General features: G+C 34.7%; 20 protein-coding genes. 10 read left to right on the plus strand and 10 right to left on the minus strand.

Annotated features, from left to right (window positions below; all coding sequences use genetic code 11):
- The first annotated feature begins 2 nt into the window (after positions 1 to 2).
- Complete coding sequence (locus LBU54_RS02430) at positions 3 to 1,253, plus strand: cation:proton antiporter (RefSeq protein WP_224525237.1); 1,251 nt, start codon at positions 3 to 5, stop codon at positions 1,251 to 1,253.
- Here LBU54_RS02430 and LBU54_RS02435 read toward each other — a convergent pair.
- Entirely contained in the window at positions 1,246 to 1,965 is a 720-nt protein-coding gene (locus LBU54_RS02435) for a DUF3298 and DUF4163 domain-containing protein (protein ID WP_224525239.1), read from the minus strand. The two genes, LBU54_RS02430 and LBU54_RS02435, sit on opposite strands and share 8 nt — an antisense overlap.
- A gap of 144 nt (positions 1,966 to 2,109) precedes the next feature.
- Between LBU54_RS02435 and LBU54_RS02440 the strand changes: the two genes are divergently transcribed.
- Positions 2,110 to 3,249, plus strand: coding sequence for a cystathionine gamma-synthase (locus LBU54_RS02440; RefSeq protein ID WP_224525242.1), 1,140 nt, complete (start codon positions 2,110 to 2,112; stop codon positions 3,247 to 3,249).
- A 79-nt stretch (positions 3,250 to 3,328) separates the two neighbouring features.
- On the opposite strand, the gene LBU54_RS02445 is transcribed toward LBU54_RS02440, so the two are convergent.
- Positions 3,329 to 4,135 (minus strand): THC0290_0291 family protein, encoded by an 807-nt coding sequence (locus tag LBU54_RS02445; protein WP_224525245.1) that lies wholly within the window; start codon positions 4,133 to 4,135, stop codon positions 3,329 to 3,331.
- 220 nt (positions 4,136 to 4,355) lie between these two features.
- Between LBU54_RS02445 and gdhA the strand changes: the two genes are divergently transcribed.
- The 4 genes from gdhA to LBU54_RS02465 all read left to right on the plus strand — a co-directional run bounded on the left by gdhA (position 4,356) and on the right by LBU54_RS02465 (position 11,387).
- Entirely contained in the window at positions 4,356 to 5,699 is a 1,344-nt protein-coding gene (gene gdhA / locus LBU54_RS02450) for an NADP-specific glutamate dehydrogenase (RefSeq protein ID WP_224525248.1), read from the plus strand.
- A gap of 120 nt (positions 5,700 to 5,819) precedes the next feature.
- Positions 5,820 to 8,207 carry a type IX secretion system anionic LPS delivery protein PorZ gene (gene porZ / locus LBU54_RS02455; protein ID WP_224525252.1) on the plus strand — a complete coding sequence of 796 codons (2,388 nt, stop codon included), beginning with the start codon at positions 5,820 to 5,822 and terminating at the stop codon, positions 8,205 to 8,207.
- A gap of 1 nt (position 8,208) precedes the next feature.
- On the plus strand, positions 8,209 to 8,928 hold the full coding sequence (gene recO / locus LBU54_RS02460; protein WP_224525253.1) for a DNA repair protein RecO: 720 nt from the start codon (positions 8,209 to 8,211) through the stop codon (positions 8,926 to 8,928).
- 41 nt (positions 8,929 to 8,969) lie between these two features.
- The gene (locus LBU54_RS02465) at positions 8,970 to 11,387 is read left to right on the plus strand and encodes a TonB-dependent receptor (RefSeq protein WP_224525256.1); all 2,418 of its coding nucleotides are present in this window, start codon (positions 8,970 to 8,972) and stop codon (positions 11,385 to 11,387) included.
- 47 nt (positions 11,388 to 11,434) lie between these two features.
- Here the strand turns inward: LBU54_RS02465 and LBU54_RS02470 are convergent, their stop codons facing one another.
- Positions 11,435 to 13,861: a T9SS type A sorting domain-containing protein gene (locus tag LBU54_RS02470; RefSeq protein WP_224525257.1), complete on the minus strand. Its 2,427-nt coding sequence runs from the start codon at positions 13,859 to 13,861 to the stop codon at positions 11,435 to 11,437.
- Positions 13,862 to 13,950: 89 nt separating this feature from the next.
- Between LBU54_RS02470 and LBU54_RS02475 the strand changes: the two genes are divergently transcribed.
- The gene (locus LBU54_RS02475; RefSeq protein ID WP_224525259.1) at positions 13,951 to 14,424 is read left to right on the plus strand and encodes a regulatory protein RecX; all 474 of its coding nucleotides are present in this window, start codon (positions 13,951 to 13,953) and stop codon (positions 14,422 to 14,424) included.
- Between the two features lie 48 nt (positions 14,425 to 14,472).
- Here the strand turns inward: LBU54_RS02475 and LBU54_RS02480 are convergent, their stop codons facing one another.
- From LBU54_RS02480 to LBU54_RS02505, 6 genes are all read right to left on the minus strand, one after another.
- A complete protein-coding gene (locus LBU54_RS02480) occupies positions 14,473 to 14,964 on the minus strand; it encodes a DUF6646 family protein (protein ID WP_224525261.1) in 492 nt (163 codons plus the stop codon).
- 61 nt (positions 14,965 to 15,025) lie between these two features.
- The gene (locus LBU54_RS02485) at positions 15,026 to 15,886 is read right to left on the minus strand and encodes a cupin-like domain-containing protein (protein WP_224525263.1); all 861 of its coding nucleotides are present in this window, start codon (positions 15,884 to 15,886) and stop codon (positions 15,026 to 15,028) included.
- A 123-nt stretch (positions 15,887 to 16,009) separates the two neighbouring features.
- Positions 16,010 to 17,383: a flotillin family protein gene (locus LBU54_RS02490; RefSeq protein WP_394370851.1), complete on the minus strand. Its 1,374-nt coding sequence runs from the start codon at positions 17,381 to 17,383 to the stop codon at positions 16,010 to 16,012.
- Positions 17,384 to 17,465: 82 nt separating this feature from the next.
- Positions 17,466 to 18,110 carry a hypothetical protein gene (locus LBU54_RS02495; protein ID WP_224525270.1) on the minus strand — a complete coding sequence of 215 codons (645 nt, stop codon included), beginning with the start codon at positions 18,108 to 18,110 and terminating at the stop codon, positions 17,466 to 17,468.
- A 294-nt stretch (positions 18,111 to 18,404) separates the two neighbouring features.
- Positions 18,405 to 20,231, minus strand: coding sequence for a TonB-dependent receptor plug domain-containing protein (locus LBU54_RS02500; protein WP_394370848.1), 1,827 nt, complete (start codon positions 20,229 to 20,231; stop codon positions 18,405 to 18,407).
- 33 nt (positions 20,232 to 20,264) lie between these two features.
- Positions 20,265 to 20,678 (minus strand): putative signal transducing protein, encoded by a 414-nt coding sequence (locus LBU54_RS02505; protein WP_224525274.1) that lies wholly within the window; start codon positions 20,676 to 20,678, stop codon positions 20,265 to 20,267.
- A 100-nt stretch (positions 20,679 to 20,778) separates the two neighbouring features.
- Between LBU54_RS02505 and LBU54_RS02510 the strand changes: the two genes are divergently transcribed.
- The 3 genes from LBU54_RS02510 to LBU54_RS02520 are packed head-to-tail and all read left to right on the plus strand — an operon-like array spanning position 20,779 to position 22,087.
- Positions 20,779 to 21,288, plus strand: a complete 510-nt coding sequence (locus LBU54_RS02510) for a DUF2975 domain-containing protein (RefSeq protein WP_224525277.1) — start codon at positions 20,779 to 20,781, stop codon at positions 21,286 to 21,288.
- A 2-nt stretch (positions 21,289 to 21,290) separates the two neighbouring features.
- Complete coding sequence (locus tag LBU54_RS02515) at positions 21,291 to 21,878, plus strand: DUF2975 domain-containing protein (protein WP_224525280.1); 588 nt, start codon at positions 21,291 to 21,293, stop codon at positions 21,876 to 21,878.
- 2 nt (positions 21,879 to 21,880) lie between these two features.
- Positions 21,881 to 22,087 carry a helix-turn-helix domain-containing protein gene (locus LBU54_RS02520; protein WP_224525284.1) on the plus strand — a complete coding sequence of 69 codons (207 nt, stop codon included), beginning with the start codon at positions 21,881 to 21,883 and terminating at the stop codon, positions 22,085 to 22,087.
- 3 nt (positions 22,088 to 22,090) lie between these two features.
- Here LBU54_RS02520 and LBU54_RS02525 read toward each other — a convergent pair whose 3' ends face one another.
- A complete protein-coding gene (locus LBU54_RS02525) occupies positions 22,091 to 22,822 on the minus strand; it encodes an SOS response-associated peptidase (RefSeq protein WP_224525287.1) in 732 nt (243 codons plus the stop codon).
- Positions 22,823 to 22,831 lie beyond the last annotated feature (9 nt).

Genomic DNA, 22,831 nt, shown 5'->3' on the forward strand with positions numbered 1-22,831 from the left:
TTATGGAATATTACTCAATAGCAACAATACTTATTGTAATCTCCGCCATTTTTGGCTATATCAATGTTAGATTTATAAAACTGCCAATTACCATAGGGTTAATGTTAATTACACTTGTTTTTACTGTAATTGTAGTAGCTATAGGACAGTTTGACGATACACTTTTAATTAGGGAAAAAGAGTTTATTTCTAGTATAGATTTTGAAACAGTATTACTCGATATTATGTTGAGTTTCCTTCTTTTTGCTGGCGCTTTGCATACAAATTTTACCCAATTAAAAGTACAACGTGGTCCAATTTTAGCATTCGCAACTTTAGGCGTACTAATGTCAACATTTCTTGTAGGCGCTATTATGCATATTGTACTTGGTTGGATAGGATTTGATATTGCATTTATCTATTGTTTATTATTTGGTGCACTTATTTCTCCAACAGATCCTATAGCGGTTTTAGGTATATTAAAGAAAGCTGGAGCACCAAAAAAATTAGAAACTAAAATTGTTGGAGAATCTTTGTTTAATGATGGTGTGGGTGTAGTTATTTTCCTAACAATATTTTCTATTGCATCCAAGCCAAACGCTAAAGTCAGTTTTTCAGATATAGCAACTCTTTTTGGCCAAGAGGTTATTGGCGGTATTGGCCTTGGTCTTCTTTTAGGATGGATAACCTATAAGTTGATGCAATCCATCGATAATTATGAGATCGAAGTAATTTTGACACTCTCTGCAGTAATGGGAGGTACAATGTTAGCTCATAAGTTTCATTTATCTGCACCATTGGCGATGGTTACAGTTGGATTATTTGTTGGAAATGATAGAGCAAGAAATTCGGCTATGTCTGAAACTACAGAAGCTTATGTTGATAAGTTTTGGGAACTTATTGATGTACTTTTAAACACTGTCCTTTTTGTTTTAATTGGTATGGAAATTCTAGTATTAACCTTAGAGGGAGATTATATCTTTGCTGGCCTGTTAGCCATACCTATAGTCTTACTTTGCCGTTACATCTCACTTTGGTTACCGGTACGATTTTTTGCAAAACGTTTAAATTTTGTGCCCAAAACAAATCTAATCATGACTTGGGGAGGCTTAAGAGGCGGCATTTCAATAGCATTAGCACTAAGTCTAACTGCAGATATGCATAGAGAACTTTTTCTTGTAATAACTTATGTTGTTGTTGTGGTTTCTATTGTAGGACAAGGCTTAACTGTAGAGCCAATAATCAGAAAACTAACTCAAAAGCATCCTAATTAAACTTTAGTAGAGAAGTAATTGCCTCATATGGAATCACAAACTCTGTGTAACCTTGTGCATAGCTTGCTATTTCGTAGGTATTATAGAGCATAATTAAACCTTCTTCACCAAGCCCCATATTTTTTGGTAGCTGAAAAGAGTCGCCATAGAAATAATCTTCAAGGCTAGTGTCGTTTGAGTCTGTTTCAAGCGCTTTGATAAAGTATTCCTTTGCTAATTCTTTTAGCGCAAGTGTGTCGCTCACTAGATTTTCATTTTTTATAACTTCGCCAGATTGAGCATTGATATTAAGAAGCGTTATCTGGTCATTGCCATGGGCGCCTCCCATAAATTCATATGTGCTTATTGCAATAGATATGACTGCCTCAGATTGGTAGGTTTTTTCAGTTTCAACATAAAGTTCCCATATAGGGTCTGATTCATCAGGGAATTCTGATTTAAACTTTAGATATTCCTTATTAAACGATTCTAAAATATCATTTAATGTACTGTCTTTTTCATTAGTGTTTATCGTATTAACAATTGAATTCTCAATGTTTGCATTTATAGCCCTCGTTAATTGAGAATTGCCTTGCGCTTTATCTAGTGTTACTTGGATTTCAGCCTCGTATTTACTATCAATTTCTATGGTTTTAAAAACAACAGGCTTAGGCTCGTTTTCACAACCTATCAAAAACATTGTAAGAATCCCAATTGTAAATAATATTTTCAAGACAAATTAGTTTTGTTAAACATAGTTTAAAGGTATTGTATAGATTTGAATAGAACGAATTATAAAGTAACTTTGTTGCACTTTCAAGAAAATAAAAAATGAAGTATTCTACTAGAAACTTCAAGTAAAAAAATTAGATTTTACATGAAATTTAATACAAAAACCATACATGGAGGCCAAGAACATGACCCTGCTTTTGGCTCAGTTATGCCTCCTATTTATCAAACATCGACTTATGCACAATCCACTCCGGGCGGTCATAAAGGATACGAGTATTCTAGAACGCATAACCCAACGCGTAATGCATTAGAAAAATCTTTTGCAAGTATCGAAAATGGAAAGTACGGACTAGCATTTGGCTCAGGACTGGCAGCAATTGATGCTGTCATTAAACTGCTTAAACCTGGCGATGAGGTTGTGTCTACTAATGATTTGTACGGTGGCACCTATAGGCTTTTTACAAAGATTTATGAAGATTTTGGTATTAAGTTTCATTTTATCGGAATGGAGAGTGCATCAAAAATGGAAAGCTATATCAATAACAATACAAAATTAATTTGGGTAGAAACACCAACAAATCCTATGATGAATGTAATTGATATAGTTTCTGTATCTGAAATTGCAAAAAAGCATGATATTCTTTTAGCTGTCGATAATACTTTTGCTACACCTTATTTACAACAGCCTTTAGAGTTAGGAGCAGATATAGTAATGCACTCGGCAACCAAATATCTAGGCGGTCATAGTGATGTAGTAATGGGAGCCTTGGTTGTAAAAGATGATCAATTAGCAGAACGATTATATTTTATTCAAAACGCTAGTGGAGCCGTATGTGGCCCTCAAGATTCGTTTTTAGTATTGAGAGGAATCAAAACACTTCATGTAAGAATGCAACGGCATTGTGAAAATGGGAGGGCAGTGGCAGAGTACTTGAATAATCATCCTAAAATTGAAAAGGTATACTGGCCTGGTTTCAAATCTCACCCAAATCATAATGTTGCTAAAACTCAAATGAAGGACTTTGGTGGTATGGTCTCATTTACAACCAAAGGAAATAATTATGAGGAGGCCATTCGTATAGTAGAAAACCTCAAAGTATTTACTTTGGCAGAATCACTCGGCGGTGTGGAGTCTTTGGCTGGTCATCCTGCAAGTATGACTCATGCCAGCATACCAAAAGAAGAAAGAGAAAAATCTGGTGTAGTGGATTCTTTAATAAGATTGAGCGTTGGTATTGAAGACGAGGATGATCTAATAAACGATTTAAAACAGGCTATTGGATAAGTTTATTCCATTAGTAAAAACAAAAGCCCGAACAAATAAATAATTAAATTGCTCGGGCTTTTATTTTATATTTTTAATACTAATCTAGGTAATAGATATAACCAAAATTAAACCATAAATTCCAATCATTTGCTTTGTTAGATGGTAACTTGTGATCTAAACCGTCTACAAAATCATCAAAATAATATTGCCACCTTAGTTCGACAAACAGATCAGACAAAACCGTTAATTTGTAACGTGTTCCAATACTTGCCACAATAGACCAGGTTGAGCCGCCTTCATCACTAATAAATGGGTCTCCACCAGAGCCAGCATTCCAAGGATTATAAAAATTGTCTAGGTTATTAATGTCACCTGGTAAACCATAGGTTGTCTCAACCGTTGGATTGAATGAAACAAAATGTGCTCCCAAAGCCCCAAATGGCGCAAATGAATAAGCACCAGCCGCAAAAGCTCTTATACTTTTAGGGAAAAATTCTAACTGCATACCTATATCCCAGTTTTGAGCTTCTCCAGAATGAGATCTAAGTTGTTCTGCTTCGGGTGTGGTTCTATCGCTATCTACCCACTTTCCAAAGTGCTCAAGTTTAGTCTTATTCCAGGCTACTTCTGTTCTAAGTTTAAAGTGGTCATTAAAAAAGGTGTCTGTAGAATAACAATTACAATCTGCTTTGTATGAGAAGTTAATATAGTGTACAATACCAACGGCTATACCAGTATTTCCCGCATTTGTCTCGAAGTTTCTTCGTACACCAAAATCGGACTGAAATGCAACTGGACCAACAAAAGCGCCAATTTCGTGAGCAAATCCAAGTTGAGGATAAATAGACTGCATTGATAGCATCAGTACAATCAGGAGCGTAAGTTTTTTTATGTCTACAGCCATATTGGTTTTGAAAGTTGAGGCACTCACCGAACAAATATATAAAAACTCGATGAAATACAAAATAAAACGGACAAAATGCAAAAAAATTCTCTTTTTTAGGAATTTGTTGACATTCAAAGTTTTTTAAAAATAATTGTCAATATAAAAAAATATTGATGCTATTTTTAGAGATAATGTATATTTGTATCAACTAAATCACATTTTATTAACAATATTTTATATGAAAGATAAGATAGAAGCATTTATGGACCTCGTTAGGGAACGAAATGGCCATGAACCAGAATTTTTGCAAGCTGTACAAGAGGTTGCAGAAACAGTAATTCCGTATATCGTACAACATGATATTTACCACGGAAAAAACATTTTACTTCGAATGGCAGAGCCTGAAAGACTTTTATCATTTAGAGTATGTTGGGTTGATGATTCAGGTGAAATTCAGGTAAACAGAGGTTACAGAATTCAAATGAACTCTGCCATAGGCCCTTACAAGGGCGGATTGAGATTTCATCCAACTGTAAATGCGAGTATTTTAAAGTTCTTAGCATTTGAGCAAGTCTTTAAAAACAGTTTAACCACACTCCCAATGGGAGGCGGTAAAGGTGGATCTGATTTTGATCCTAAAGGAAAATCAGATAACGAAATAATGCGTTTTTGTCACGCTTTTATGACTGAATTATACAGACATATTGGACATAATACAGATGTACCTGCTGGAGACATTGGTGTAGGTGCACGTGAGATTGGTTTTATGTTTGGAATGTATAAAAAATTAAACAACACTTTTACAGGTGTTTTAACAGGAAAGGGTCAGTCTTGGGGAGGTTCTTTAATTAGACCTGAGGCAACAGGTTATGGTACCGTTTACTTTGCAGAAAATATGCTCAAAACTAAGAACGATTCGTTCAACGGAAAGAAAATAGTTATTTCTGGATCAGGGAATGTTGCTCAATATGCAGCCGAAAAATCCATTGAACTTGGTGCCACTGTATTAACATTATCAGATTCGGGAGGCTACGTTTACGACAGTGAAGGTATTGGTACAGAGAAGTTAAAGTTTGTTATGAAGCTAAAGAATGAGAAGCGTGGTAGAATAAGCGAATATGTTGAAAAGTATCCGAATGCGAAATATTTTGCTGGTGAGAGACCTTGGGCGGTTAAGTGTGATATTGCTTTGCCTTGTGCTACTCAAAATGAGCTGAATGGCGAGGAAGCAAAACAATTAGTTTCGAATGGTTGTATATGTGTGTCTGAAGGCGCGAATATGCCATCTACCCCTGAAGCTATTCATGAGTTCCAAAAAGCACGAATTCTATTTGCACCTGGTAAAGCTTCAAATGCTGGAGGTGTTGCAACTTCAGGCTTAGAAATGAGTCAAAACTCATTGCGCTTAAGTTGGACGAGAGAAGAAGTAGATGCAAGATTAAAGGATATCATGGAAGACATTCACGATTCTTGCGTAGAATACGGTAAGAACGATGACGGATCAATAGACTACATAAGAGGAGCAAATATTGCCGGCTTTGTTAAAGTAGCCGATGCAATGTTGGCACAAGGTGTGGTATAATGAAAAGTACATAAAGATTCTAAAGTCTCTATTTTTTAATAGAGACTTTTTATTTTCTATCATATGATTAGCCGAATAATATCGTTACTATTAAATATATTTGAAAACTAATTGAAATTGATGAACAAAACGATTTTAAGATTAATTCTTATTGTATTGGCAATTCCTTGCTCTTCAAGGAGTCAGGAGTTTTCATCGCTTTGGCAAGGCCACTTTTCATATAATAATATAGTAGATGTTGTTGCGGGAAATAATACAATTTATGCCGCAGCAGAAAATGCTGTTTTTAATTTCGACCCAGCAACCAATGAAATAACTACAATTACTACGGTTGATGGCTTGTCAGGGCGCGAAATAACATCAATTTATTTTAGCAATAGTTTTGAATCTTTACTGATAGGATACAGAACCGGTTTAATTGAACTTTATTCATTAATTGATAACTCAGTATTATCAATTGTTGATATTCTAAACAAGGATAATATTACGCCAGATAAAAAGCAAATAAACCATTTTTACGAAAATGAAGGACTTGTTTATATATCAACAAATTTTGGCATTTCGGTTTATGATATTGAACGTCTAGAATTTGGAGACACCTATTTTATTGGAAATGGAGGGTCACAAATAGGCGTAAATCAAGTTTCCGTTTTAAATAATAGCCTCTATGCGGCTTGTGTAGATGGCACGGGATTAAAACGAGCTGATCTAGATAACCCAAATCTCATTGATTTTCAGCAATGGCAAACGGTGCTTGGAGGTAATTTCAGAACGGTAAATACATTTAATGATAAGATTTATTCCACAAGAACTGACAGACAGTTTTTTGAAATTGACGATGCAACAATAATCGAGCTATTTCAATTTGACACATTGCCGACTGATAGCAAAGTTCAAGATGACAATATAATTTTTACTACTAGTGATGAGGCATTATTATATGATGCCAACATTAATCTAGTCAATGTATTTCAAGCACCAGATGAGTACGTATCTAATTTTTCGTCTTCTACAAGTCTTGGTAATAATGTTTACATTGGCACCAATCTTTTTGGAATAATTAGTAGTCAAATAAACGATGGTGTAGAATATAACCAAATACTTCCTAATGGTCCTTTAGAAAACAATGTATTTAGACTTAATGCAACTACAGGAACCGTATGGGCTACATATGGCGAATTTACAGAAGCGTTAAATCCTTTTCCTTTAACGTCAAAAGGAATAAGTTATTTATATGAGGATGAATGGTTTAATATTCCATTTGATAGTGTGCTTGGCGCAAGGGAACTCAATGAGATTACGCCAAATATCTTCAATCCAAATCAGGTTTTTGTCAGTTCATATAAGGATGGTATTTTAGAACTGAATGATTTTCAACCAACCGAACTTTATAATCAAGAGAATAGTGGCCTAGAATCACTAATTATACCTAACAATCCAGACTTTGTAGGCATAAGGGTTTCAGCCGCAGAGTTTGACACAAACGGTTTATTATGGTCAATGACAAGTAGAGTAGATAGGGCCTTAAAATCTTACGACCCTACTACCGGGAATTGGCAAGGCTATAGTTTTTCAGATTTAATTACCAATCCACTTGGGGATGAAACGGGATTCTTTGATATGGAAATTGACAATAATGGTACAAAATGGATTGGTGCGTATTCAAATGGTCTTTTGGCCTATAACGAAAACATACCTAGTAGCCCACTTAGAAACATTAATTCCGAGTCACAAAATGTATTGCCATTTACCCGATTTACAGCGCTGGCTTTAGACAATAGAAACCAATTGTGGATTGGAACAACGAAAGGGTTACGGGTTTTGTTTAACACTATAGGTTTTTATGACGATCCAAACCCAACATTACGGTCAATTATCATTTTAGAGGAAGGAATACCCAAAGAACTATTAGCCAACCAAGGCATTACAGATATAAAGGTTGATGGCTCAAATAACAAGTGGGTTGGAACAGCAGATTCTGGAGTATTTTACTTTTCGCCAGATGGGCAAAATACGATCTATCATTTTACGATTGAAAATTCACCCTTACCTTCTAATACGGTCAATGATATTTCCATAGATGCCGATAATGGTATAGTTTATTTTGCCACAACACGAGGATTGGTGGCTTTCACTGCGGGCGGCTCTGCGCCAAAAGAAACATTGGATGAGGCTTATGTATACCCAAATCCAGTAAGGCCAGAATATGATATACTAGGGTTTAATGATCTTAATGATGTGAACAAAGGAATTAAAATTGCAGGGCTTACTGAACGTGTAAATATAAAAATTACTGACATTGAAGGTAACTTAGTAGCAGAAGCCCAATCTAATGTCAATTTAAGATCATCTCAAGCCAATTATAATTTTGCTATTGACGGAGGGACTGCGATTTGGAATGGCAAAAATTTAGCCAATTCAGTTGTTAGAACTGGTGTTTATTTAATCATGATTTCAGATCTAGATTCATTTGAAACTAAGGTGCTGAAAGTGCTAATTGTTAGGTGATATGGTTGCCTCAAACAATTGTATAGTTCTATCAAAAATTAAGTATGGCGATAACGATCTTATTGTTAAGTGTTTTACTGAAAAGCGTGGTGTAGTAAGTTACATTTTAAGAGGTGTGTTAAAATCAAAAAAAGGTCAGGCAAAAGCCATATATTTTCAACCGCTATCTCAATTAAGGGTTGAAGAAAACTATAAACCAAATCAAACACTTCATATTTTAAAGGAGGTAAAGTTCAGTTATATCTACAAAACACTCCACAACAATATTTATAAAAGTTCTATTGTTTTATTTTTAGCTGAAATACTAACAAATGTTCTAAAAGAGGAAGAACAGGATAAAGATCTTTTTAATTATCTCATACTTGCTTTTCAATACTTAGATAGCGAAGATAGTTTTTCAAATTTCCATCTTTTATTCTTGCTTAGATTAACCAGATATCTTGGATTTCAACCAGACGAAACCAATCCAAACCTTGCATATTTTAACCTAGAATCTGGAAATTTCGAAAATTCACCAGCGGGTGTTCACTCCATTTCAGGGGATAATTTAATCCTATTAAAACGTTTATTAGGCACAAATTTTGATACACTTTCAGATGTAAAAATAAACGCTAAACAAAGACACGATTTTTTAAACATGTTATTGCATTATTTTGAATTACATTTGGGAGGTTTTAAAAAACCCAAATCTTTGCGTGTGCTTAACGACGTTTTTCATTAAACCATTTTTTGTTAGACCTGATTAATGCTGATATCTTTAAAGTGAAATACTTTTATTACACCATCCTATTTATTGTATTTATCCTTCAGCCCATAGGCGCACAGACCATAACTGTAATTGAAGAATCTACAAATGAACCAATCCCAGGTGTTGCACTTTATAATCTAAAGAAAAAAAAGTCATTGGTTACAGATTTAAATGGTAAAGTCTCCATCGGTATTTTTGATGATAATGAAGTGATTTTTTTTCAAAACTTTCTATATAATAAAAGACAATTATTAAAGTCTGACATTATTAAAAACGGTTACGTAGTTGTATTAACACCGAAAGTTGAAGACTTAAATGAAATAGTACTATCTGCTACTAAATTTGAACAAAAAAAGACCGAGATCCCACAAACAATTAAATCGATTGGTGCGGAAGAAATAGCTTTTGACAACCCTCAGACTAGTGCAGATTTATTGGATAATACCGGAAATATTTTTATTCAAAAAAGCCAATTGGGAGGTGGAAGTCCAATGATAAGGGGCTTCTCAACAAATAGATTACTAATTACTATTGATGGTGTACGTATGAATAATGCCATATTTAGAGGTGGCAATGTTCAGAATGTGATCTCTATCGATCCACTTTCCATAAAAAATACTGAAGTAACATTAGGAGCCGGATCCGTTGTCTACGGTAGTGACGCTATTGGAGGCGTTATGAGTTTCTATACAAAAAAACCACAACTGTCATACAAAGAACAATCCTATATAACCGGAAGTTCCCTTTTACGCTATGCTAGTGCAAACAACGAAAATACTGGTCATTTTGATTTTAATATAGGATTCAAAAAATGGGCTTTTCTAACTAATGTGAGCTTTACTGATTTTGATGATTTACGAATGGGGCGACATGGACCTGAGGAATACTTAAGAAATCAATTTGTTATTAGAAGAAATGGAGAAGATATTATTGTTCAAAATGAAGAACCACTTATTCAAAAACCAACGGGTTACAGTCAGGTTAATGTAATGCAAAAAGTACGCTATGAACCCTCCGACAATCTAAATTTTGATTTTGGTTTGTATTTTACTTCTACTTCAGATTACCCTAGGTATGATAGGCTGCTTAGGCCTTCTTCGGATGGATTAAGATCTGCAGAATGGAACTATGGACCACAACAATGGTTTATGACTAATTTCCAGATTACCAAAACGAGTAGTAGCTCAAATCTTTACGACAAAATTCAGACAACATTAGCGTATCAAAATTTTAAGGAGAGCAGAATTGTTAGAAGTTTTCAATCACCTTTACGTGAAACACGAGAGGAGAATGTAAATGCTATTTCATTTAACTTAGATTTGGAAAAGGCATTAAGCGGAAAAACATCTTTATTTTACGGTGCCGAATATCTATTTAATCACGTTGGCTCAACAGGTATAGAAAGAGATTTGGATGAAAACACAAACGTACCAACTTTAACGCGATACCCTGATGGCTCAACTTGGCAGTCTGCAGCGACGTATGCAAGTCTAAAATATAAGCCCAATACAAAGTTCGTTTTTCAAACAGGTCTTAGATTTAATCATGTTCTTGCAAAGGCAAATTTTACGGAGAACAATGTGTTTCTGAATTTACCTTTTGAAAATGCCGAAGTCAATACGGGAGCCCTAACGGGAACGGCTGGAATTACTTGGTCCCCAAGTAAAATGATTCAGTGGAAATTGAATGCTTCAACTGCTTTCAGAGCACCAAATATTGATGATATAGGCAAAGTCTTTGATTCAGAACCAGGTTCTGTAGTTGTGCCAAATAATAATTTACAGGCTGAATATGCCTACGGAGGAGAACTCGGCCTGAAACTTAATTTTAATGATAATGTAGTGTTAGATTTGGCAACTTACTATACATTTTTAGATAATGCACTTATCAGAAGAGACTCAAATATTAATGGTGAATCAGAGATAATTTATGATGGCGAATTAAGTAATGTTCAAGCAATTAAGAATGCATCAAAGGCATGGATATATGGACTCGAAGCAGGTATCGTGATTAACTTTAATGACTATTTAAAATTACGATCCCAGTATAATATTATAGGTGGCACAGAAGACAATGATGGGATTGAAGTACCTGTAAGACATGTAGCTCCTAATTTTGGAAGAACACACTTGGTTTGGGAAAACGATAAACTTCAGGTAGATGGGTTTTTGGTGTACAACAGTACACTTTCATTTAATCAGTTAGCGCCTTCAGAATTTTCAAAGGACTATTTATATGCGACTGATGAAAATGGCAATCCTTATTCACCCTCATGGTACACACTTAATGTAAGAACCCAATTTCGATGGAATGATAAAATGAACTTAACGGCCAGTTTAGAAAATATTACTGACCAGCGTTACAGACCTTATTCTTCGGGAATTGCAGCACCTGGAAGAAACCTTATTTTGGGTATTAGGTATTTGTTTTAAAAAAAACCCGTACTATGAGAACGGGTTTTTAATTATTGCGAAAAATTCTATTGACGTTTAATAGCCTTTTTAGTAATGGTTTGGCCGTTGGAGAGCGTAACTCTTGCAATATATGCTGACTTTTTAAGATTATCCAAATTATAAACCATAGTGGTATCATTTCCATCTAGATTATAAACCGTTCTACCTAATAGATCAACTATTTGAATGTTTGTAATATTAAGATTAGCATTTATGGAAAATTGAACATCACCATTAGCAAGCTCAGTAATTGTTAATTGATTATTGTCTAAAGTAACATCATCATTCGAGAGCACTTCGGCATTGAAAAATATTTGGAATCTATCGTTAAAAACACCAGACTCCGAAGTAAAAGAATAATCCGATTCCTTCAAATTATGAATTGTATTTAAAAGGTTGTCTTTTAAGAATATAGGCTGGGTATTCATAAAATCTCCCTCTACTTGTTGGATAGCAATTGTATAAATTGTTGGTACATCAATTGACGTATTAAATCCTAAATCTATGATTTCATCTAATGATAAATCTGAAGTTGCTTTTCCTTGAATTACAAAATCCTTCTCAGTGTTCGGAATCATAGAAGATATTGAAGCAAATACTCCGGTAGCCATGTTTCTTGGTGAGTCATACGTATTTCCATCAAATTGTGCTGTTGCTCCCGGGACATAACCTACTAATATTTGGCTGGTTACACCATTGTCCGATGTAAGGTTTAACCATAATTTATTATGCTCCGTATTATTTCTAAAAAACTGATCGTTGGGTCCAGTAGATCTCATGGAATTATTAAAAACAACTTCAGATTCACTAATATCACCAGTTGTTGAAATAGGATTTGCCGCATCACTCATGGCAACAAAGAATCCTTGTCCAGAGGGGATGTAAGGATCTGGTGGATTGGATGCATTACCAGAAGTTGCTCCAGTGGAATTTATTGTTGCATAATCAGCACGTGTAAAGTTTAGTATTTCGTTACCATTATTGTTAGCATTGGCATCAGTATCATGAGACCAAAAATGGATATCACCTAAAATGGCACCAGTAGCAGGGTTTGCTGCTGTACTATTGAGATTAAAAAATGGCGTAATATCCACAGCTGATGGATAAGGATTACCAATAAAGTTCCAATTATTGTCATCTAATTCAGAGTTATTTCTGTAAACAGGAACGGTAATAACACCATTATTAAACGGGCCTTCAAAGGTATAATCATAACCCACACCAGGGAAATTAAAGATATCTGGTCTATGGGTTGAGGCATAACCCACGCCAGGTATCATCATATCCGTTCCATTCGCTAAGGTCCAATCATCACCATTGTCATCAATATCATCTTGTCCATCTACAGGCGTATTGTCGTTATTTGTTTCTGCAGTTGCGTCTAAATAATTTGTCGCATCAAAATAAAATCGTCGTATTGGGTTTCCTTCTGTTAACCCATTATCTATTGTTGTGCTTGCGGTAGGAGAGCTCCAATACGTGTACTCAAATGCAGTATCCATTATTGCAGTGGTTTTGGTAACTCTCATAACTCCAGAGCCACTAACTGTACTTAAATCATCAATTTGTACTACCGACCCTGCCGTGGCAACGTTAATTTCTCCATCAGCAATGATATTACTATCAACTTCAATAAAGGTATTATCTTGTACATTTAAAACAGCTCCTGAGTTTACAACTAATATACAAGTAGAGAAGCTACCATCAGTATTAGTGTTGTAATTACCATCAATAATTGCTGCTGTGTTCATATTTGGTAGTCCATTATCCCAAGCAGTTCCATTCCAAGTGGTATCACTAGTGCACTGTCCGCATGTGTAGGTACATCCACCAAGGACAAATGGGGTAGTATTCCTGATATTCCAATTAGTATCAGTGGAAACAGCAGCTAGAATTAGAGAAGGAACTGAGGTAACGGAACAATCATATTTTGCGTTATCTATTTCGTTAAGGTGTATCGCGTTTACTGCGTTGGTTAACGTGGCAGGCAATGCACTCGTATTAGCGTTGACCGCATCAGGCGCCCAGCCTAAAGCATCAAAATTAACCCCATATAAAAAAGTCGGTGTAGCATCTGGACCTTGATAAGCAAAGATTTGATCACCGTTAGCAGCTAATCCAAAACCAGCACTATCAGTAATAGATCCCACTGAACATGTAAAAGGCGATTGGTCGTCCACAATGATTTCTGTTCCACAAGGCAGGTCAGATGTGGCCGTCCATATAAGAGTACCTTCATTGTTTCTAAAACCTCCACCGGCAAACCATCCGTTATCAGTGAATTTTATTTCTGTAGTATTCGTAACATCTGTAAGTAAAACAAAGCTAAATTGATCTGGGTTGACTGAATTAAATCCTGTAATTACAACTTCACCAGCTGATAAAGTAGTTTGACCAAAAGAAATACTTATGCAAAAAACTAGGAAAACGAGGGATAGGTAATTTTTTATCATGAGGGTGATATTTAAATTTGGGTACAAAGTAATTTATATACCACTATAAAGATGCAAATTTAATTATAAAAATGGCTTATTTTTAGGTTGTGAATCTACAAAACACCTATACGGTCGATGAAGCGCAGAAAAAGATGGAAAATTTTTGCGCATATCAGGAACGTTGCCACAAAGAAGTTAGGGCTAAATTAAAGGAAATGAAGATGATACCACAGGCTATAGATACTATAATGGTGCATCTAATTGAGCAAAATTATTTAAATGAAGAACGATTTGCCAGAGCCTTTGTAAGAGGAAAATTCAGAATTAAAAAATGGGGTAAGAATAGACTAAAGCAAGAACTAAACCGGAGAGAAATTTCGGTTTACAGCATTAAAAAAGCTTTTGAGGAAATTGACGATGAAGACTATTATAAAACCCTTGATCAACTTGCCTTAAAACGAATCGCTCAAGTCAAAGAAAGTAATACCTACAAAAAAAGAAAGAAAGTAGCTGATTACCTTCTTTATAGAGGTTGGGAAAGTCACCTTGTTTATGATAAATTGCAGAAATACATAAAATAAAAAAGCCTTCTCATGGAAAAGGCTTTATCTTATGCTAAACAGTTTGTTTTATAAATTAAACGACGCACCTACACTTATAGTAAATTGGTTATGAAGTTCTTCCGCTGGAGATAAGTCGTCTGTATCGTATTTTGCGAAAGGTGTATTTAGTTCGGTGTAAATACCAAATCCATCCGTAAAAAAGTAGCGCATACCCAAATGACCACCAAAGTTCTTTAATCCAAAACTTAAACCAGGATAGACATCAAAATTTTCGTCAATTGCAAGTACATTTCCAATATTAGCATTAAATCTTGCTCTAAGATCAAAGCGGTCTGTGAAATCTGCATCAATACTATCTTCTACACCCAATAAATAAGTGGATGATAGCCCTAAAGAAATATTTTCACCAATTCCGTAGTCGTACGAAGCATTTAATCCTGAACCATTGCTCTGAAAATTAGCACCAACTTGAAATTTACTATCGTCCTTTCCTTTAAACGCTTGAGCATGGACTAATCCAAAAGACACCAAGGTTGTTAATAATATTAAGTTTTTCATAAGTAAGTTATTTTAAATCGTTGGCAAATATACAAATACCAATGAATTAGTGTATTAAATGCTATATAAAACGGTTCGTATTTTCAATTGCTTTTTCATTTTTCCAATCAATCCATTTCTGGCCTTTTAGTTTTCGCATGGCGTTATCATAATTTCGCATTAAAAATACATTGTAAATCGCTTTACCAAGGTTTTTAGGATTTCTAGCCAATGCTCTCAAACTCATTGAAAATCCGGGTGTAATATAGCGCATGTAATGCCAGTAACCTTCTGGCATGTACAGTACTTCGCCATGTTTAAGGTCACAGATCCATCCTTTGGCATGTTTTAAAGCTGGCCACTTTTTAAAATCTGGATTAGCAAAATTTATATCCTCTCTAGTGATTAATGAGTGAGGTATTTTATACAAATAGTTGTTTTGATCTTGATCGAATAGAATGCATTGCTTTTTACCTTCAAAATGAAAGTGAAATATATTTGCAAGGTCTATATCATAGTGCATAAAGGTGTAAGAATCTCGACCACCAAAAAATAGCATTGGAAGGCTTTTTAATAATCGGATTCCAAAGTCAGGATACTCAAAGTCTTTTTGTAGCTCCGGAATTTCTTTAAGGATATTCCAAAGAAAAATTCTGAATTTGGTAGGCTCACGTTTGAGCAAATCAATGTATTCGCTCATTTTCATTGTGGCATGAGCTTCGTTAAAACCATCTTTGTAGTCTACTGGTCTATCATCGTATAGTGGAACCGTTTTATCACCAGCGACTTTCTTCATGTAATCTAAACTCCATTTAGAATACGCAGGCCAGTCTTCAATAAAACGCTCTATCACTACAGGCTTTTGCGGTTTAAAATAGTGTTTTAAAAAGTCGGCCTTAGTTATGGTTTCAACACGAGGAATTTGCTGTAGGTTCAACTCCACTTTTTAGTTGTTTAAAAACCCAAAGTTAATAAAACGTTATGAGTTTTAATTAATTGTTTAAAATAAAGACCCACTAGGTTTCTAAACCTAGTGGGTCAAAAAAGTGTTTTCTAAAAAAGAATCTTATTTATTATCTGAATCTGCTTCTATATCGTCTGCATCCAATTCTTTTTTGTCCTTTCCTTTTAAATACTCAGGTAAATCCATACCAGCCATATTGAACATTTCTTGTAATGGAGGCACCGCTTTATACATGCCAGAGATAAAGTTTGAAGTAGAGGATTTCCCGTCTTTACCGTTGCCATTTTCCCATACGGTAACCTTATCAATTTTTATGTTTTTAATAGCTTCTGCTTGGGTTTTAACTAATTCAGGTAACTTATCAGCAATTAACAAGAGCACAGCGTCTTTAGAATTGTTTCCAGCAGCTTTTACTATTTCATCCAAACCAGCGGCCTGTTTAGTTAACACTTCATATAGTCCTTTTGCTTCTGCCTGTGCCTTGAATAATATTGCATCTGCCTCACCTTTTGCGCGTCTTCTAATACGCTCTGCTTCAGCTTCAGCATCAATCTCGACTTTCTTTTTATCAATTTCTGCAGGAACGATAACATCTGCCATTTGAGATGAGCGCTCACGTTCTGCTCTTGCCGCTTCAGCTTGTTGTTCTGCCGCATAAGATTCTTCCAACGCTTTTGCAGATTGTACTTTTTCCGCAGCAATAGCCACACGCTCAGCCTCCGCTTCGCGTTGACGACGCAAAGAATTCGAATTTGCAACTGAGATTTTTGCCGCATTTTCACCTTCTACAGCTTGTGCATTAGCCGCAGCAACTTGTGTTCTCTCATCTTGTACGGCATTAGCTTCACCAATAGATCCATCTCTCGTTTTTTCAGCTACTGATTTACGTGCCGCATTAATAGCGTGGGCTGCAGCTTCTTTACCAAGTGCTTCAATATAACCTGACTCATCAACAATATCTGTAATATTTACGTTGATTAGTTTTAATCCTACTTTCTTTAATTCAGTCTCAACACTCTGAGATATGTTAGTTAAGAATTTATCACGGTCGTTGTTAATCTCTTCAATATCCATTGAAGCTACAACTAAACGTAATTGACCAAAAATGATTTCTTTTGCCAATTCTTGTATATCTGGTAATCCCAATCCTAATAAACGTTCTGCCGCATTTTGCATTACACCAGGTTCAGTAGAAACACCGATGGTAAAACGCGATGGCACATTAACTCTAATGTTTTGTTTAGAAAGTGCATTTACTAAATTAACCTCAATAGAAATAGGTGTTAAATCTAAGAATTCATAGTCTTGAATTACCGGTATAATAAATGCAGCACCACCATGAATACATTTGGCCGATTGGCCACCACCTACCTTACCATACACTACGAGGATTCTGTCTGATGGACAACGTTTGTAGCGTTTTATTAAAATTATTAAAGTAAGTACAATAAAAAGAGCAACAAATATGAAAAGCATAGGGCCGCCAAAACCCTCCATATTCATGCTGTCTTGAAATAATAAGTTCATAGAAAAAAGTGTTATTTTAGATTAATAAATATTATTCGTTACTGATTAAATGCTTACCGCCAGCATCTAATTCTTTGTTTTTTGTTTTTATTGGTTCAATTGGTTTTCTTGTCTGGTCAACAATTAAAATACCATTAGATGTAACGTCCACAACTTTGATAATAGTACCTGATTTTAATTCGGTCAAAGAATCTGTTAAAGCATCTAATTCACGGATACTACCTTGAACCTTAACGCTCACTTTTCCCATTTTAGAGCGATCTGCACCAATGGTTAAATATACCTCTCCTACAGCATCGATTGCATTTTTGTATTTCAAAGTACCGCTATCAGATAATTTACTGATAAAGTAAAAAAGTGAAGCCATAATTAACATCATTAGTAGACCACTAACAACGGAAATTGTTATAGTAATTGGTTTTGAAAGACCAGCGTCCATACAAGCAATACCACTCCAGCCAAAAATGGTGAAAAAGGCCACAAGATTCTTAAAGCTTATAAACTGAAAACCAGCACCAACATCACCATCAAAATCTGCATCGAAATCGCCAACATCATCAGCATCTCCTCCCGTAAATGCCATAATCATAACAACAATGAAAACCAGTGAACCAATAATGGCAACTGCCCAATAAATTTGTGCTAAGAATTCTAAGTTTGAAAACCATTCTGTCATACGTCTGTGGATTTTTATTGCTTAATAAATATACGACCATTAGTGATTTTATTCACATTAATTTGAAAGTATATTAGTCACATTATTACCACCGGAATGACTAAGAAAGTTCAATGGTTTAAAACCTTGTCGAATAGGGAACTATTCAACTATGGAATATTACTTGTCTTATGATGGTTAAAAAGCGAAGTCGTATAAACTTTAACCCAATAAGCATGGGTAATGACTAACTCTCAATTAATAAGTAGTAAATAATAGAATTTTGTTACAATATCTCACAGAAAAGGATACTTTTTAATCAAAACTATATCTAAAACCAAAAAGTACATTACTTGGTGGCATGGGCACAAATCCTGTTTCAATATATTCTGCGTTAAATATGTTGCTTGCAGTTATGGTAAGCTCCATTTTCTTTAAGCGCATTACTAAAGAGGCATCCCAAACATTATAAGTTTGCCCAGTGGTTCTTTCGGCATATTTGTAGACAATATTCTGACGCACATTTTTAAACAATTGCGCATTAAATCGTGTGATATATTGATGCTTTAATGTATTTAGTGAGTAACGTGAAAGTTCTGGATTTTGTTCTAAAATATCATCATCTAGATAACTATAGCCAATGCCTAAAGTTTGATTAAAACCTTTAAGCTTAAAATTATAAGAAGCATCAAATTCAAGACCTTTGGTATTTACTTCTCTAATATTTGTAGCAGTAAAAATACCTTCTGTTGTGTTTGGTCTAATGTAATCTATGAGATTGTCAGCATCTCTATTAAAAACTGCGATAGAAGCAGAAATATTTTTAGAGAAGTATTTAACTCCCAACTCTTGTGCAAAGGCTTCTTCGGGTTCTAAATCAGGATTTCCGGCAGTTGCTGGATCACTATAGAACAAGTCGGTGTAGGTTGGTATTCTGTAGGTGTAACCAACATTACCATATAATCTAAAATCATCTGAAATAGAGTAGCCTATATCAATACCAGGAAATGCATTAAAATCAAAATCCGAGAAATAGGTCATTGCAACACCAGGCGTAATATCTAATTTGTTATCGGCAAGATTAAATTTATGTTCTAGGAAAGCTGTTGCCATAAATCTGTTTCTGTTACCTAGATTGTTGCTTCGTAAATAAATCTTAGAAAGATCAATACCAAAACCTGTTACACCGTATTTTGAATTATATGAGGCGTTTGCTTCTACACCAATTTTATCTGAAATATGAAAGTTTCTAAAAAATTCGGGTTCAAAGCGTCTTAATAAAAAGACGTCTTGATTACGTCTCCAATAAATTCTAGGCCTAACTTTAAAGTTTTCGTTTTTAAATGTAGTTGTAAATGCTATAAGACTATTCTGCGTTTCCTCATATTCATTAAAAGTCGGATTGGTAGTATAAAAATTTTGAGCACCAAACTTACGCTCCATGAATGTCGCAATCATGGTAATAGGTTGTTTACCTTCATTAAAAGTACTTTTAATAAAATAATTAGCATTGTCGTAATCAGAATTCGTTCTATAGCCTGCCGAGGTTACCCTACCAACATGTACGATATGTGACGAATTGTCTTGATCTAAACCTGCAGTTACATTGCCATTTAATTGACCAAAACTTCCTGTCTCAACATTTGTAGATAAGGTATTATTTAGTTTCTTTTTTGTCACAATATTTATTGCACCTGTAAATGCATTTTGACCGAATATTCGAGCTGCAGGGCCTTTAACAATTTCAATACGTTCAATAACTTCTATGGGTAAGGCTGCATTCATGGTATGATGACCAGTTTGTGCATCGTCCATTTTTATACCGTCAATTAACAGAAGTGTTTGATCAAAACCGCCACCTCTTATAAATAGATCGGCTTGACTACCACCAGTTCCACGGCGTCTTATATCTACGCCAGCAACTTGTTGCAATAAATCTGCAACATTAACTGCAGCACTATTTTTTATATCTGTTGCTGTAATGATATTTACTGTTCTAGAGTTTTCTCTAAATGGTATGTCTATACGGGTTGAGGTTAAAGTAATAGAATCTAAATCTTGTTGTGGTATTGATTGTGCTCCAATACTGGTAAGTACCGATAGCAAAAGTACCATCAGAGATAGGGTTTTATCAACGGTCATTTTATTAGTTAGTTTGTTGCCGCTAAGTTAGAATTATTTTATCGTAAAACTAGTCTTACAGTCTTCACATCGGTACTTGTATCTGGCGGTAAATGGTAATGTTCCTGTGACAAAACCAATTAAGAACGAAAAGAAGGATTTAAAATCTGAAATCGTTGAATATAGACTTACATGTTTGTTATTACAATTTGGGCAGGATACAAGACTGCCCTCGTTATCAATAGTATAGTTTGTAATTGAGTTTAAGATGTCTTTTGCCTTGTTTTTATCTCTAGCTAAAACCTTAAGCTTCACACCTCCAATGGCATTGCTAACTAATGGATCTGTATCAATGGTAATGTTGTCTCTAAGAAAGACCGGAATGCCTTCAGCTTCCAAACGGCCTTTTATGATCTGGGCTTCACTTGAGTAAGTGTATCGTGCAACGGTAACAAAAGTGTCTTGCATAGCATAAAGTTAATATTTTTTGAATAGTACAATTTCAATAAATATTATTGTTTTTCAATAATTTTTATATATTTGTTATCGATAAACAATAAATTTTGTTATGAGGAAATTGATTATTCTAAAAAGTTTGGTTGATTTTATTTGGATAGTGACCTGTATTCCAATGATTGGACTACTAGTTTTCTTTATAGTGTTTATGTTTATTGATCCGGAATCATTGCATCTTGTTTTTGATATGGATGAAGACTTTCTAAAGTCATCAAAAATTATGACACAGATTTTCGGACTTCTATTTGTGCTTCTATTTTTAATTGGCATTTATTGTATTTATCTCTTCAGAAAAACACTGCGCTATTTTCAAAAGGTTAAACCTTTTCACGATGAGGTGATTTTGAATTTTCATAAAATCGGTTATTTGCTGTCTGCGATTGGTTTGGTTGGTGCGATATTGATATTTGTTGCAAGATTAATCTTGAAAAACGAGTTTAAAATTAACCTTGGTCTTAGCCCATATATTTTACTGATTTGCCTTGGTCTGTTTTTTATGGTCTTAAGTGAAGTATTTAAAGTAGCAAAGCATGCAAAAGAAGAAAACGATTTAACTGTTTAATTATGACGAAGAACACACTGCTTAATATTGCAATTTTGATCTCTAGATTTTTAAAGGCTTCAATTATTATTGCAACGCTCGTTTTTACAACCTTATTTGTATATGTTCAGTTTGACAAAGAAACCTTTGCGGATAAAGAGATTATTTTAAGCGCTGATCCTAGTATTATGCGCGTTTCATATATAGAATCAACTGTTTGGAAAGAGGATACAAAGGATACTGATTATGATATGAAACCATATACTCTTGGTAAACTAAAAACTATATCTCTGTATCTAAATTATTTTAAGTTACTCATAATTGCTGTTTTGTTGTTTTTTATTTTAAGATCTTTTCAAACTATTATGCTATCTGTAAAAACTTTAAAAACCTTTAGTACAAAAAACACTAAACGATTCAGGCAAATTGCTTTCTCAATAGTTCTTATTACCATTTTTACAAGTTATAATGTATTACGCTTTGACAACGGTGAACAAAAGCTTACACATATATCCTTGACGCCTGTGATTTACATTATTTTGGCATTTATTATGGCAGAGATTTTTAAAGAAGGCGAGATTTTAAGAGAAGAAAACGATTTAACCATATAGTCATGCCAATTATTATAAACTTAGATAAGGTTTTAGCTGAGCGTGGCATGAAGAGTTATGAATTGGCTGAAATTGTTGGGATTACCACAGCTAATTTATCTATTCTAAAAACCGGAAAAGCTAAGGCGATTCGATTTTCTACACTCGAGGCTATTTGTAAGGCTTTAGATTGTCAGCCTAGTGATATTTTAGAGTATGTTGAGTATTAGTATTTAAAACAACGTGTCCTTTTGAACGGGTTCAATGATATAGGGTTGGTTGGTATCAATGTTGCGCTTATATAAATCACTGCTTACAGCATGTGCAGAAAATGGTTTCGTGGTCATACCAATTGCCATGAGCTCATTGACTTCTGGGATGCTTAAACCACGGTCTAACCAATCTTCAAAATAATGAGGGTCTAAAACCAGTGGCATGCGTTTACCTTTATTATGTACTTCCATAAAAAAGTCATCAGCATCAGTAGTGAGTATGGTTGCGCTTAATGTTTGCTCATCAATGTTGTTATAAAGTCCGGCAAATAAAAACACATCGCCTTCAGGATTCTCGTTGGAAGGCTGATAACAGAAATAGGGTATCGCTTTTCCATTTTCATGATGTGGTTCGTAAAAACCATCAGCTAAAATGAGGCAACGTTTATCTTCGGCACTGTTTCTGAAGGATGCCTTATTAAAAATACTTTCTGAGCGTGCATTTAAGGTATTACTCTTTTTTCGGAATGCTTCGGGATCATGAAGCGCCCAATCTGGTATTATTCCCCAACTTGCATCATATATGGTATCGGGTTCATCCATTTTTATGATTTGAAGATTTCCATGTGTAAATCCGTTAAGATGGTAATACGGTTTATAGGTAGAGCTTGCATCAAATTTAACTGCAATTTGATTGCGCAACTCCTTTTCAATCTTTTCCCGTTCTTTTCGTAATGCTGTTGAGTAACACATGATTCTAAG

It is taken from the genome of Winogradskyella alexanderae (assembly GCF_020166335.1).
GTDB classification, from domain to species: domain Bacteria; phylum Bacteroidota; class Bacteroidia; order Flavobacteriales; family Flavobacteriaceae; genus Winogradskyella; species Winogradskyella alexanderae.